The organism is Oleiphilus sp. HI0067, assembly GCF_001635735.1.
On the sequence record NZ_LWFI01001432.1, the window covers coordinates 16,338 to 30,720 of the forward strand.

Genomic DNA, 14,383 nt, shown 5'->3' on the forward strand with positions numbered 1-14,383 from the left:
TAGTTCCAATGCCAGATATCACCTGATTTATTTCACTATTTTCGGATTTATTCGTACGACCTTAGGTGCTATCGCGACGAAACATTACAATATTGCAGACGGAGAAATTTATATGACAGTTTCAAAAAATATGGTTGTTCAGTTTCATTATCGTTTGAGCCACAACGGTGAGGAGCTTGAAAGTTCACATGGCGGCGATCCGATGGCTTATTTACATGGTCATGCGAATATTATTACGGGTCTCGAGTCAGAGATGGAAGGGAAAGACATGGGCGACATATTTTCCGCTGAAGTGCCTGCAGCAAAAGCATACGGCACACGCCATGAAAACGCAGTACAAAGAGTCCTTATTAAACATTTAATGGGAGACAAGAAACAGTTAGCGCGATTAAAACCGGGGATGACGGTTGGCATCAATACTGAACAAGGTGCTCGCCAGGCCACGGTTGTTAAAGCAGGCAAGTTCAATGTCGATGTTGATACGAACCACCCTCTCGCAGGCAAAGATCTGACGTTTGATATTGAAATCATTTCTATTAGAGAAGCTACAAAAGAAGAAATATCACATGGTCACGCGCATGGTGTAGGCGGCCATCACCATTAACAAGCCCTAATGTTGCGACTCTGGAAGATCCTCTGCAAAAGCCTTAAGGTTTTGGGTCTCAAAGAAAATGTCTGCCCGTCTACTGTTCAGGCTGACATCAAATGAATGGAAACAGAACTATGAACATAAAAAAAATCGCTTTGCCTTTACTAACTGCGAGTCTTATTGGAATGAGTCCAGTTACACTAGCTGAAGACGGCGCTGCTAAGTTTGAAAGTAAAGAAGCAAAAGTCAGTTATGCCTTTGGTGTGATGTTTGGTCAGCGCATGCGCAACGAACTCAAAGATATCGATTTAGATCAGTTCGCAAATGGTCTGAAAAGTGCGTTTAACGATGAACCTCAATTGCTTACTGATGACGAGATAGCTCAAACCTTGAGTGAATATCAGCGTGAGATGCAAGAAAAGCAAATTGCTGAACTACAAAAACTTAGTGAAGCGAATAAAATTGTTGGCGAAGAGTTCTTGAGCGCAAACAAAGATAAAGAAGGCGTAGTGACGCTAGAAAGCGGTTTGCAGTACAAAGTTCTTACTGAAGGCAAAGGCCCTCAACCTGCAGCAACAGATACTGTAACAGTGCATTACACCGGCAGCCTTATTAGTGGCGAAGTATTTGATAGCTCTGTTAGTCGAGGTGAACCAGCAACATTCCCGTTAAATGGCGTGATCGCAGGTTGGACCGAAGCGCTTCAACTAATGCCTACAGGATCAAAGTGGCAATTGTATATTCCTGCTGATCTAGCATATGGTCCACAAGGTAATCGCTCAATCGGACCTAATGAGACTTTACTATTTGAAGTTGAGTTGATTGAAATAGCGAAATAAGCACACGCTTATAAATATAAAAGGCGACTCATTAGGTCGCCTTTTTACTATCTGAACTAAGCCAAATCTGGTGCTAAAACTCAGTATTAATCTCAACTTCTTTTTCGCCAAATTTCAGATAAAAACACGATTTTCGGTGGGTATGACACGCCGCTCCTGTTTGATCAATCATTGCTAGCAAAACATCACCATCACAATCGGTGCGCAATTCTTTTAATTGCTGAGCATGACCAGAACTCTCCCCTTTTCGCCAAAGACTTTTGCGCGACCTAGACCAGTAACACATCCGTCCAGTAGCGATAGTTTCTTCTAGCGCATCGCGATTCATCCAAGCAAACATCAAAATCGACTTAGTCTCAGCATCTTGCGCAATTACCGGAATCAACCCTTGCTCATCAAAGGTTAATTCCTCAATGACGGTCGCGATAGGGAATGTTGTTCCCTCTTCTTGCGCTTCAATCTCTTTAAACCATGCTTTCATATTTGTCGTTCGCTGCTTCGAGGCTATAGAGCATATGAAAGAGTTGCTCACATGCTCTGAAATTTAGTAAGTATATTAAAGTTGGCGAATGCTAGATGACACATCAATAAAAAGCAATGTCTGCACTTCTTCAAGAAAAAGTCTCATCTGTAGCAACAAAGCAGGCTTTTCAGGCGAGCCTAGAAGAGATCAAAAATAAACAAACAAAGAGTGCGACCGCCAAAACTGATTCAAATTTGAGCAATAAGTGCAGAATTTAGTCAAATATTTGTGTATTTTTTAGACAATTCGCTTTTTTGCTACTTGACGAACTCTAGTGATGGGTCGAGACTTATTGACGCAGCCAAAAAAAATAATCAACGGAGGCGCTATGAGCATATTGCATACTTTCGGTATCTTGACTCACCCTGACAGAGAATGGCAAACGATTCGCGAAGAGCATGAATCGGCCCCTAAGCTTTTTCTCACACACATCATTCTTCTCGCACTTATCCCCGCAGCAGCAGCGTATTACGGGACAACTCACGTTGGTTGGCAAATCGGCGATGGCGATATTATTAAGCTGACAAATTCTAGCGCCGCACAACTCTGCATTCTGTTTTACGCAGCAATGCTAAGCGGCATATACATTATTGGTAAATTCATTGATTTTTTTGCGGCGACATATGGCGTAGAAGCATCTGAACACAACGGTATTATTCTCGCCGCTTATACCGCAACGCCTTTATTCCTAATAGGCGCTATCGCGATATATCCAGTGCTCTGGGTAAACATGATGGCCGGAGTGGTCGCAGTATGTTGGTCGGTCTATCTCCTTTATGAAGGATTACCAATCCTAATGAAGATTCCAGAAGATAGAGGGTTTATGTTTGCCTCCTCTATCTTAACAGTGGGATTAGTGATGCTAGTCGGCTTGTTTGCCATTAGCGTCATTATCTGGAGCGTTGGAGTTGGTCCAGAATATATAAGTTAACACCCTTAACTCATTACAAGAACGCTCGCTTATTCGCGAGCGTTTTTTCTTAGTTCTTCTTTTAAACTCTGAATTTCTTTATACAAAGCTTCAAGCGTCACTTCTTCCTTACCCTGCTCTTCATTTTTTTGCATTCGCATTTTGTGGTTTTCTTCTTCCATCACACTCACAACAATACCAATCACCATGTTTAAGAATGCAAATGCCGTAAAGAAAATAAAGGTTAGATAGAAGATCCAACTTAGAGGATAAACCTCCATCGTTTCATATTGAACGTCAGTCCAATCCTCGAAGGTCATAACTCGGAATAAAGTCAGCATAGCAATGGCTATATTGCCCCAGAGCACCTCATTAATCTCACCGAACAAGTGGCTACCAACGGCTGCGTAGATATAAAAGATAATGAACATTAGCAGCATTACATAACCTAGCTGCGGCAATGCTTTAACTAGTGAGCTAATCAAAACGCGTAGTTCAGGAATCACAGACACCATTCGTAAAACCCTGAATACACGAACAAGCCTAGCTAGCAAAGCCATCTCGCTCTCATTGATAGGGATAAGACTGATCACTACGACAAGGGTATCAAAAACATTCCAACCATCTTTGAAAAACGCTTTTTTATTAGGTTCTGCAATAAAACGGATACTGATTTCTATCAGAAAGAAAATCGTTACAAACCAATCCAATATCTTTAAAAATGGAATAACATTTTCAGGGAGATGATAGGTTTTAGCGCCAATTTCTAGGGCTGAAACTAAGATAATCGCAATAACTACAAACTCAAAGATACGATTATTTTTTAATTTAAAGAAAGACTGTTGAATACCACCAGAGACCATATTTCTGCTCGTCCACATGAAATTTCTGGGCACGATACACGAATATAGGTAACAAGATAAAGAGGTTAGGAGAAGGGAAAGTATAGGGATGGGGGAGTAAACGGAAAAGCTGGCGATCCATGCCTGCTTATTACCATCCGTGTCTCATCCCTTAGCTACGGTCATCCTTGATTCCGTCAACATTTCCGTATGTTTATGCTGTCCCTATGAGCAAATAATAGATGAGGTAATTAGGGAAAAATATAGGAGATCTCTGAAACTTTGTAGGATATATCCTACAAAGTTTCAGAAAAACATCTGAATTAAGCTAGAGAAAATTGAATCTGCTTTTTAGACCAATCAACACGCTTCAATGAAACCTTTAGTTTTTGCGCTAAGGTAAATTCGCCTTTTGAAGTTTTCAATTGCATCAAATCTTGGTTAAAACTGCACTTGCCTTCAATATCCCGCGTCGCAATCACACCTTCAATGCCATTATCTAATACACGAACTTGCATACCAGTAGTAAATACACGAACAACTTCCGCATCAAACTCACCAGATTGACGCGTCATATATTCACACTTCAATGATTGCTCGATATCGAAAACAGATTTACGAATAGCGTCTTGCTTCTCTTCAATCGATTCAAGGTCTTTAGTAGTTAAGCTATCACCAACATTACTCTCAATTAGAGACGTTAATAAACGATGTAGTAAATAATCATTCGCTTTGCGCAGAGGTGAACTGATGGTCGTGTAAGCGTCAAAACCCAGAGCAAAATGAGGCGCTTTTTCAAGACTAAACCCGGTTCGATCCAACTGTCTCAGCATTAGTTGCCTTAAATACTCTCGCTCATCATCTGCTTGTAACGCTCGAAATATTGATACGAAACCATCTAAGTTTGCTAAACTGAATTCTTTTAATTCAGGAAGTTTTTCATTCAATACTGTACTAAGCGACTCTAAACGATCTGCACGAACGCCTGAATGACTGATGTACAAAGCAGATTTTGCGTTCTCTGCAAAATACTGAGCTGCACAGCGATTCACAGCTAACATACATTCTTCAACCCATGCATGAGCCGCAACACTTGTTCGTGGGTGAATTGCTTCAATTTTCTGGTCAGCGTTAAGCTCTATAAAAAAGTCAGAGCGACTAGGCTGGACATTCGCTGTGCTCTTACGTTTTTCTAGTAGAGCTTCGGCAAGACCTTTTAGCGCAATCACTTGTGGTCGAACATTCTCATTCACACCATCAAGTGCATCATCGCTCGCTTGCGTATACGATAGTTTTTGCGCCGAAGTAACACTACCAAGGCTAATTTTCTCTAGCGCAACATCACCATCTTTAGAAACTTGTATCGTGAAAACTTTCGCTAAACGCGTCTTTCCTTCTACTAATGAGGCTAAGTTCGCACTCACCTCTTCAGGTAACATTGAAACAACTTTATTAGGCGCATACAAAGAAGCGCCGCGTTGCAAAGCTTCTTTCTCTAAGACCGGAGCATGCTTAACTAAGGCTTCTGGATCAGCAATAGCAACGAGTAACTTCCAGCCATCGGAGTTTTCTTCAATGCAAAGCGCGTCATCCATGTCAGTCGTGCGTTCACCATCAATGGTAAAGAAAGCATGTTGACTAAAATCTTCTCTCTCAGCACATAACTTAGCGACCAAGTCTTCCGTCAATGTCTTTAAATCTTGCTCAGATTTTTCACTCCAAGCTTCTTTAATACCATGTTTTTTCAGACTGTAGGTCCACTCAATACCTGCATCTTTTTCATTACCAAGATTATCGAGTATGTGGGCTTGTGGCTTACCATTTTTAATTGGGTGTTGAACAAGCTTGCACTGAAGTAAGTCGCCAACTTTCGCTTTCCCGCGTTTATTTGGTGGAATAAAGATCCATCGACTTGTACCATCGAAATCCGCTTCTGCAAAATGTGCAGCGCCTTTAGACACGTATTTACCAAAGAATAATTTATTATTCGATTCGATCAGTCGTTCTACTTTTGCAAACGTTTTGTTCTTGTCGTCTTTTTTGATCTCTACTTCAATTCGATCGCCAGGTAAGACTTTTAGCATTTCATCCGGCGGTAAAAATACATCTCGGCCACTTTCAAGGCTAACAAAACCGAACTTCTGCCCTGTCCCTTTTACTCTGCCAAATTGCAAATCACGGCTAGCTTTAATATCACTTTTGAGCTGCTTTAATTGGTCCAAAGCATCTAATTTAAGCATTTCTTTACCTTTAAAAAGCCTCGGTAGGCTAAATCAAATTAACGTCAAAAATCCTGCGTGGAATCAATGAAGACTTCGCAGTTTCTCTTTTAACTTCGTCGAGACTCGCATTGTTAAAAGGGCATAAAATCGTCACCAAACCATGGGCGAGACAATCTATCACGCAAGCAAAAGGAATCAAATTTTTTAATGTATCTAATCTTGATAACTCTTATCTAGCCAGCTTTTTTCACTATTTTGCTCTGCACAATCATGAAGAGAAATATAAACCTCAGGATTTAATCCTTCAGGCAACTGATAATCCTGTGTCGCCTTCTTCAAATCATTCAATAAAATTTGTGCGCCGTCTCTATTCGTTGCAGTCACAAGACATGCAAAACGGCGATCACTTAATTTATACAACACATCTGTAGAACGAATACGGCTTTTCCAGATCGACACAAGAACCTGCAACAATGTTCTTTCTTTCGTCAGATTCATTTTTCTTGGTAATTCAACATCAATCACCAGCAGCACACAATTCATCTGGTAACGCTGATGCAAGGCAAAGTAATGAGAAAGGTCTTGCTCAAACTGTCTCGCATTACGACATGCGAACATATCCTCCTCAGTATGCTTAGGCCCTGCTCTTTCAAGTCGACCGATACGAAAGCGAACAAAGCTCGCTAACGCAAATAATGAAAAAACTAGAACGGCATTTTGGGCTAGCTGCGTAAAATCATTTAGCGCGCTTAAAAGCAACATACAAAGAAGAGAAAAGGTCGCGGCAAACACCAAATCAAGGACTAATGCTGCCCAAACAGTCATCACTAACAAGCAGCCCATAACAGCAACACTATTCACACCCGATGTCAGATGCACAACAAAAATAGATGCAAAAAGGACTAAATTAATTGCTGGAATAAACTTGAGAAGATTTGAAAACAAAGAGGAGAAGTTGAGCGCAAACATCACAGCGCTCAAACCGATGATGAAAAACACCGCGTGGTTCAAGCCTAATAAAACAAGCTCAATGATCGGAAATAGCAAAACGAAAAACGATAACAGTTCTTTTTGCAGCGTTTTCTGAATCATTTCAGGAGCGACTCTGATTTACGCTAGTTTAATGGCCAGTGACTCTAGATATTCCAAGCTCGGAATCACCGCATATTCTCCATCGACCCTAATACGGCTATGTTCAGCAGGAGAATCGCTCTGCTCTTCTTCTTGAATGATATCCTTACTCACCTTTACTAAGCGCGGGAGACCTTGAGTGAGAATGGCGCTAAAAGGTAACTTCTGATTATCTAGCCCAACGCTATTAATTACAGCTATACGCGCTTGAGTATTCCGAGCGGGTTTCTCTTGGCCATTGGCAACTTCATAGCTTAGCAATGGAACCTGTATACCCCGCCACATAATATTTCCTAGAAAATATTCTGGCCCTTCTGCTTCTTGTGGTTTGGTATATTCAATTACCTCGGCCACACTCACGTTTGGCAACACCAACTTAGTGCCTTCAACCGGCAAATATAAACTCGAAATTAGCTCTGATTCAGACACTCTGAACTTCCTTCATTTTTTAGGCAAATTAAGAAATGCCTGTATTCTTGTAATACGCTGTCATTAACATAGCAAGGTCTTTTGGTGCAGCAATCCGTTGGCATATACGCTTTTCGATCACCGATTTCGGCATCATGTCGCTGACTGCACTATGCTCACTTTGCGCCCAAACTAAACTGCCACGCCTAGCCAAATCTTTTGCTGTATCGGCGCCATCTTCGCCCATGCCACTAAACACGATGACATTAGCTCGATTACCGTAAGTGAAGCTTACTCGACGCAACAGCTCATCAATACTTGGGGTATATTCACCTTGCCAAGCTGAACCCGTTTTAAAACAAACACCATTGGTAAAATCAATGCTTGAGTCCACGGGGACTTTGTAAATCACGCCGGGGGCTAATTCACACATTCCATCAATTGCAACAACAGGCAATTTCGCGTCTCTGCCAATAACATCAGCTAAGGCTTTAGAACCCACTTCATCGAGGTGCTGCGCGTACAAGAAGCTCGCGGGTATATCTTGGGGTAAGGCGTCTAGAAACTCCTTCACAGCTTCAGGCCCCCCTAACGAAGCAGCTAGCACCCATATATCGAAAACCTCATTGCTTTGGTTTGGATGGAGATGCTGAATAAGCTTTTTAATTAAAAAAGAAAACTCCCTTTCCCTCAGCTCATGCTCACGACTAAAAGGCTCCAACCCCAAAATAACCGGAACAGCTAAATCGGCTATGTATTGCGCCAGCTCATCGCTTGCCAAATCAAAAAATGGCTCGTCAACTAACCAGCATGAAATTTGGTTGTAGCGCTCAAGGTCTTCAATTTTCCAGCTTTGCGGTGCGATACTCACCTGCGCAGAAAAACCGTATCGCTCAGCAAAAATACTTAAGTCTTTTCTAAGTAAAGGATCCTCACTAATTATTCCGAGCGAAGCCTGGATCCTCATCATGTACTCTTATGCTGTTACTCTTGTAGCAGCAAGAACTTCTTCAATTTTCTGCAACAGTTCTTGCTCTTGGAACGGCTTACCCATGTATTCATTTACACCAATCGACATCGCACGATCTCGGTGCTTTTGGCCCGTTCGTGAGGTAATCATAATAATCGGAACATCTTTCAAACGTTCATCGTGGCGTACAAGTGTTGCTACTTCAAACCCGTCCATACGAGGCATCTCAATATCTAACAACATGACATCTGGCTTGGTATCTTGAAGCTGTGCAATGGCATCAACCCCGTCTTTTGCTGTAACGACATCCATACCATTGCGTTCGAGCAAGCGCGTCGATACTTTTCTTACTGTAACCGAGTCATCAACAACCATCACAAGTGGTGTTTCGTTCTGTGTATCAACATTTCCATCAGTATCTAGAACATCCATGACACCTGCTGACTCTTCACGAATCAATGCCGGTAAATCGAGGATCACAACAACACTACCATCACCAAGAATCGTTGCCCCTGAGACGCCATGCACCTCGCTGAACTGCATGCCTAAACTTTTTACTACTATCTCTCGAGAACCCATCAAGCTGTCAACTTGTAACGCCATAGGTTGATCGGTGCCTCGAACCAAAATGACGGGCAATGGCAAAGGCTGACCTTTTAACTTCGGCTGATGCGCGTTGTGTAGCAAAGACCCCAAATACTGGAGTTTATAATCACGTCCCGCATATCGATAAGGTGGTGCGTCTTCTTGATAGTACTCTTCTAATTCGTAAGGGCTGACACGAACAATACCTTCTATCGTATTCAGCGGAATGGCATAAAAATCGTCACCTGTGCTCACCATCAACGCACGGTTAACAGATACCGTAAATGGAAGTCGAACCGTGAACTGGGTACCTTGTCCTACTGTTGAATCAATAGAAATTGCACCACCGAGCTGTTTTATTTCGCTTGCAACAACGTCCATACCAACGCCGCGGCCACTAATTTGCGTAACATGCTCTGCGGTACTGAAACCCGCTGCCATAATTAACTGCAAGGTATCTTGCTTTGATAACTTGGCATCTTCAGCAATCAAACCTTGCGATACCGCTTTCGCTCTAATTTTCGATGCGTCAATACCAGCGCCGTCATCTTGCATACGAATGACGATATCGCCACCCTCGCGCGATACAGACAACGCAATCGTTCCGGCTTCTGGTTTGCCCGCTTTCACACGTTGTTCTTTAGGCTCAATACCGTGATCAAGGGCATTACGTAGCATGTGCTCTAACGGCGCAACCATTCGATCAAGCACTGATCGATCCATCTCACCACTTGCATTGGCTACTTTAAAATCAACAGCTTTATCTAATTCACCACTGATCTGACGAACGATACGACGCAAGCGAGGAACCATTGACGAGAATGGAATCATGCGTGTTTTCATCAGGCCTTCTTGCAGCTCTGAATTAATGCGAGATTGTTGCAATAGCAATGTTTCTGCATCACGCGCTCTATTCGATAAGGTATCTCGTAACTCCGTTAAATCGGTCGCACTCTCTGACAGCGAACGAGAAAGCTGCTGTATAGAGGAATAGCGATCCATCTCAAGCGGGTCGAATTCTTCGTATTCAGAAATAGCGATACCCTCTTGCTCAGCGCGGTAAAGTACTTGCGCTTCTGTCTCGATTTCCATACGACGCAATTGCTCACGCAAACGCTCGATCGTTGCGGCCATCTCTTCAAGAGTAAAACCAAAATCAGTAATCTGCTGTTCTAGGCGACCACGCGAAATACTTGTCTCACCAGCAAGATTCACTAAGGCATCAATCAACGATGCGCCCACACGAACAGATTCTTGTGAGCCTGACTTTTTCTCTTTAACAGGCTTCGATGGGCTTTGTTGTTGGCCAAGCTGAATCAACTCTTGGCTTGCAGAAGATTGCTCAACAACTTCTACTGGAGTTTCGTTTTGAGGCTCCTCTTCTGGCGCTTGATCAGTTAGCTGCGCAAGGAAATCTTTGGTGAGACTATGCAATGCATCTTGAGCTTTTAATGCTAGCGCTTTGAGTTCACCCTCAAAGGCTTCGCCATTTGAATAGGCTTGGATTAAACGTGTTTCAAAATCATGACTCGTGTCTGCCAACTTATCTAAGCTCGCTAGACGGGCACCACCTTTGAGAGTATGCAGTACTCGTTGCAACTCTTGATTGTAGTTCTGTTCGGTTGGCGCATCAGCCCAATCCGCCATGTTCGTTTCGAGCGCTTCGATGAGTTCCTGCGCCTCCTCGGCGAACATATCAAGCACTTCTTTATCGAGGGCGTCTTCTTCTGATAATTCAGGCTTAACAGGTTCCGCTGGCTCTGGCTCAACTGGAATTGTCGTCTCTTTTACGAGCGTTATCTCTTCAACTTCAACAATTTCAGGTTCTGTAGCCTCGATATTCTCAACTTCAGATTCTACTTCTGTTTGCTCAGGCTGAGGTGCTGGAACCTTACTTAATACTGGTTCTTCACCAGCAATAGAGCGCTTAACAGCTTCTAGCAAATCTAATGCTGGAGCAGGAACAGAACCCGCTTCAACACTATCGACCATAGACGCTAGTGCATCATGACACTGAAGACAAAGTTCAATCACGGCCGGACTCGCAACGGTGTGTGCTTCAACCGTGCGCTCAAACAATGTTTCTAACTCATGTGAGAGATCACCAATTGCAGTGACCTCAGCCATACGTGCACCACCTTTTAGCGTATGTAGATCGCGCTGCAATTCACCTACAAGCGTAAAATTATCACTCTCACTCTGCCATTGGTGCAGTAGCTCGCCTGAATGATTGATCAACTCTAGCGCTTCTTCCAAGAAAATTTCAGCTAACTCAGGATCAAGTTCCGCCAAAGATCCTGAAGCAGTTTGATCAACTTCTTCAACTTGGATGGTTTCTTCTGGTACAGCTTCTAGTTCCGTCGCTACAAGCTCTTCTTCAGTTTCTTCTACAGCATACTCTGGAATGGCTTCAGCTAGAGATTCCTCAAGTGCATCAATACTAATTTCGATATCTTGCTCTTGCTCTTGCTCTTGCTCTTGCTCTTGCTCTTGCTCTTGCTCTTGCTCTTGCTCTTGCTCTTGCTCTTGCTCTTGCTCAAGAGTTTGATGCTCAGAAGCTATCTCTGCCAACAAGTTAAGCAACTTCGCATCAACATCTGCACTTAAGCCCGCAGCTGTCTGATCCATCATATCGATCAAACCATCATGACCCTGTTTGATCGTCGCAATAAATTTGGAACTTGGCGCACTTTCAGAATGATTGATTACATCATATGCACTTTCTAAAGCACGACATAACTCTACAATGGCATTCAGACCTGACACCTTCGCGCCGCGTTTAAGCTTTGTAACTTCATCATAAAGCTTATTGAAGTCTTCATTAGTAATCGCGCCTTGCTGCCACTGATCAATAATGCGCTCCGCATCGAGCAAAATATCCAAGCCTTCAGTTAGGAACATTGCAACCAACTGAGGGTCTTGCGTATTCGGTATCAAGGCATCAGTTTCTTGTTCAAGATCTGACATGCGGTGCTGTTTATACGCAGCTAACTTGGCAACTAATTCTATTGATCCTGGAACACTTTGCTGAGGCGATGACTCTAGCTGCGCAATACCTTTACGACACACATCCATGCTCTCTTGCATTAATGCTGCTAGCTTGGCATCAACTTCCAAGCCATTAGCGCGCAACTCTTTCACAAGGTGCTCTAGCGGTACGGCAATCTCAGCAATTGGCTGAATGCCTGCTGTATTCGCACTACCTTTGAGCGTATGAAGCGCACGAGATAACGCATCGTTCACAGCAATCGGCTGGTCACCCTCAACCAACATCGCAAAGTGCACAATAGTATCGATGTGCTGCGTCGCTTCTTGCTCAAAAATACTTAACAAGGAATCTTCAATTTCTTCAGAAGCAACAGTTTTCTGAACCGGCTCTTGCGGATTTTCCGATTCTTCCACTTCACCCGTAGATGGGGCAGAAAGCTCTACTTGCTCACCCGCTATCAATGCTTGCGCATGCGCTTCAACTTCAACAGGATTGAGCACTGGCGCCTGACGTAATTTAAAGTTTTCGACTAAAGCTGGAATATGCGCCGCAATATTCTGAACAAAATCAGCGATAGAGGAATTCATCTCTGTTGTCGCATCAATAATACGATTAAGAAGATTTTCAACTGCCCATGCTATTTCACCAATATCGAGGGCTTCCACCATGCGGCCACTGCCCTTCAATGTATGAAATGCACGGCGCAACTCTGTCAACGCTTCTTTGTCCTCATAATTGTCTACATAGCGCGGTAAATAAGTTTGAATCGTCTCGTTTACTTCTTCCGCTTCTTCAACAAAAATTTCTAGAATTTCATCGTCAATTAAATCATCGTCGGACTCGTCTTGTGGTGCTTCAACTTGCGTAGCGTCGATATCGTTTGCCGGCGCGACTTCAGCTTCAATCTCGATATGCTCTTCGTCTGAAAATTCTTCTGCAACTTGTCCGTCAAACACTACCTTAACTTTCTCAGCCAAAGACTGACTTAAATTAGAGTCTTGCCCTTTTGAGAACGCTTCTAACAACGGAGCCATGTTTTGACGAATCTGATCAATGACATCGAGTTCACCAGCTTTTATTTCAATGGTTTGCTCAATTCGCTTATTAAGTCGCTCTTCCACAACCCAGGCTAGATCTGCAATCGCATTTGCACCAACTAACTTACCACTACCTTTCAAAGTATGGAAAGCACGACGAAGCTCAGCCAAAGCTTCCTGATTCGCGGCATCAACGTGCAATACTTTAGTCGCCGCTTCGATGTCAGCAGCAACTTCTTCTACTTCTTCAGCAAAGATTTCTAGGATATCTTGATCAATTAACTGCTCATCGCTTTCCTTCGCGACTGACTCTGGCGCTTCACTAGCCGCTTCAGATATGTGGTGAGGGGAAATATGCGTAGTTGCATCCGATCCATTCGTCACGCCAAGCTTATGCAAGCTTTCACGCGCAACTTCCAAGAAGCGGTCGCTTTCTGGAGCACCTTCAGAGAGGCGTTCGATGTAGTACTCAATACTACTAATTGCATCAGCTAAGCGATCTAGCTCTGACCAATCAGGCTTTACTGTCTCTCGAATTAAACGTTCGCTGATATATCGACTGCAGCCACTAATCAATTCAGCAGCTTCTTCCAAAGGAATAATCTGTAAGCCACCACGAACACTTTCTAGAATCGCGGGAACACCCTCAATCTGCTTGATATCCCAATTAGAAGTAATAAAACCAACAATGCCATTTTTAGCTAATTCAATTGATGCTTTAGATGCCTCAATCACTGCTGCATTAGCATTCTCAAATTGCTCAACCGGCACGGCATTAGCAGCCTCAGGGCCTTCAGCGAGATGTCGAACTTGAACTTCAACAGACAAAATCGCGTCAGCAAGATTCATCATTGAGTCTTGATCAACCGAAACAAAGTCTTTGCTATCTAAGACATTGATCTGCTCTTCTAGAACTTTTTCTGCATCAGAGATACCGACCATTTGTAGCGAACTGGCCATCTGACGAAGCGCCGGAATTAACTCTTTCAAGTCATCGACTTGAGCGCTCTGATCTCGGGATACAAGGTCAATTTTATCTTTGAAAGAAGCAAGCTCTTCCATCAAAACAGAAGCAATCGTACTTAGCGTTGATTTATCTGGGCCAAGAATCTCTTTTTCTGGGTCGTCATCGATTTGCAATCCAAATTGATCGCGCAATGAAGTAATTCGCTCCGATGAAGCGTCGCTTGTTGCAACATAATAAAGAAGATTTTCCAACAAAGATGTCGGCACTAAACGTGTCATCGCATCATCAGCTTCTTCAATCATAGCCTTAAGCTGAATATCAAGTTCACGCAGTAATTGCTTTTGCGCGCTGCCTAGGCTCTCTTCAGATGC

General features: G+C 43.1%; 10 protein-coding genes. 3 read left to right on the forward strand and 7 right to left on the reverse strand.

Going from position 1 to position 14,383, the window contains the following annotated elements; genetic code table 11:
• Positions 1-112 precede the first annotated feature (112 nt).
• Positions 113-604, forward strand: a complete 492-nt coding sequence (locus A3739_RS23325) for a peptidylprolyl isomerase (protein ID WP_068480409.1) — start codon at positions 113-115, stop codon at positions 602-604.
• A gap of 119 nt (positions 605-723) precedes the next feature.
• Positions 724-1,428 carry an FKBP-type peptidyl-prolyl cis-trans isomerase gene (locus A3739_RS23330; RefSeq protein ID WP_068483446.1) on the forward strand — a complete coding sequence of 235 codons (705 nt, stop codon included), beginning with the start codon at positions 724-726 and terminating at the stop codon, positions 1,426-1,428.
• A gap of 73 nt (positions 1,429-1,501) precedes the next feature.
• Here the strand turns inward: A3739_RS23330 and hisI are convergent, their stop codons facing one another.
• Positions 1,502-1,909, reverse strand: coding sequence for a phosphoribosyl-AMP cyclohydrolase (hisI, locus tag A3739_RS23335; RefSeq protein WP_068482893.1), 408 nt, complete (start codon positions 1,907-1,909; stop codon positions 1,502-1,504).
• Positions 1,910-2,279: 370 nt separating this feature from the next.
• Here hisI and A3739_RS23340 point away from each other — a divergent pair, with 370 nt between their 5' ends.
• The gene (locus A3739_RS23340) at positions 2,280-2,882 is read left to right on the forward strand and encodes a Yip1 family protein (protein ID WP_068483464.1); all 603 of its coding nucleotides are present in this window, start codon (positions 2,280-2,282) and stop codon (positions 2,880-2,882) included.
• A 29-nt stretch (positions 2,883-2,911) separates the two neighbouring features.
• On the opposite strand, the gene A3739_RS23345 is transcribed toward A3739_RS23340, so the two are convergent.
• The 6 genes from A3739_RS23345 to A3739_RS23370 form a co-directional block, all read right to left on the reverse strand.
• Positions 2,912-3,724: an ion transporter gene (locus A3739_RS23345; protein WP_068483449.1), complete on the reverse strand. Its 813-nt coding sequence runs from the start codon at positions 3,722-3,724 to the stop codon at positions 2,912-2,914.
• A 302-nt stretch (positions 3,725-4,026) separates the two neighbouring features.
• Positions 4,027-5,943, reverse strand: a complete 1,917-nt coding sequence (locus tag A3739_RS23350; protein WP_068483452.1) for a VacB/RNase II family 3'-5' exoribonuclease — start codon at positions 5,941-5,943, stop codon at positions 4,027-4,029.
• A 195-nt stretch (positions 5,944-6,138) separates the two neighbouring features.
• Positions 6,139-7,017: a hypothetical protein gene (locus tag A3739_RS23355; protein ID WP_068502100.1), complete on the reverse strand. Its 879-nt coding sequence runs from the start codon at positions 7,015-7,017 to the stop codon at positions 6,139-6,141.
• A gap of 18 nt (positions 7,018-7,035) precedes the next feature.
• Positions 7,036-7,485, reverse strand: a complete 450-nt coding sequence (locus A3739_RS23360; protein WP_068483458.1) for a chemotaxis protein CheW — start codon at positions 7,483-7,485, stop codon at positions 7,036-7,038.
• 28 nt (positions 7,486-7,513) lie between these two features.
• On the reverse strand, positions 7,514-8,434 hold the full coding sequence (locus tag A3739_RS23365; protein ID WP_082878570.1) for a chemotaxis protein CheB: 921 nt from the start codon (positions 8,432-8,434) through the stop codon (positions 7,514-7,516).
• 6 nt (positions 8,435-8,440) lie between these two features.
• Positions 8,441-14,314: an Hpt domain-containing protein gene (locus tag A3739_RS23370; protein ID WP_231877133.1), complete on the reverse strand. Its 5,874-nt coding sequence runs from the start codon at positions 14,312-14,314 to the stop codon at positions 8,441-8,443.
• Positions 14,315-14,383 lie beyond the last annotated feature (69 nt).

Coding starts and splice junctions, on each gene's coding strand:
- A3739_RS23325 (WP_068480409.1), top strand. CDS start 113: ATGACAGTTTCAAAAAATATGGTTGTTCAGTTTCATTATCGTTTGAGC.
- A3739_RS23330 (WP_068483446.1), top strand. CDS start 724: ATGAACATAAAAAAAATCGCTTTGCCTTTACTAACTGCGAGTCTTATT.
- hisI (WP_068482893.1), bottom strand. CDS start 1,909: ATGAAAGCATGGTTTAAAGAGATTGAAGCGCAAGAAGAGGGAACAACA.
- A3739_RS23340 (WP_068483464.1), top strand. CDS start 2,280: ATGAGCATATTGCATACTTTCGGTATCTTGACTCACCCTGACAGAGAA.
- A3739_RS23345 (WP_068483449.1), bottom strand. CDS start 3,724: ATGGTCTCTGGTGGTATTCAACAGTCTTTCTTTAAATTAAAAAATAAT.
- A3739_RS23350 (WP_068483452.1), bottom strand. CDS start 5,943: ATGCTTAAATTAGATGCTTTGGACCAATTAAAGCAGCTCAAAAGTGAT.
- A3739_RS23355 (WP_068502100.1), bottom strand. CDS start 7,017: ATGATTCAGAAAACGCTGCAAAAAGAACTGTTATCGTTTTTCGTTTTG.
- A3739_RS23365 (WP_082878570.1), bottom strand. CDS start 8,434: ATGATGAGGATCCAGGCTTCGCTCGGAATAATTAGTGAGGATCCTTTA.
- A3739_RS23370 (WP_231877133.1), bottom strand. CDS start 14,314: ATGATTGAAGAAGCTGATGATGCGATGACACGTTTAGTGCCGACATCT.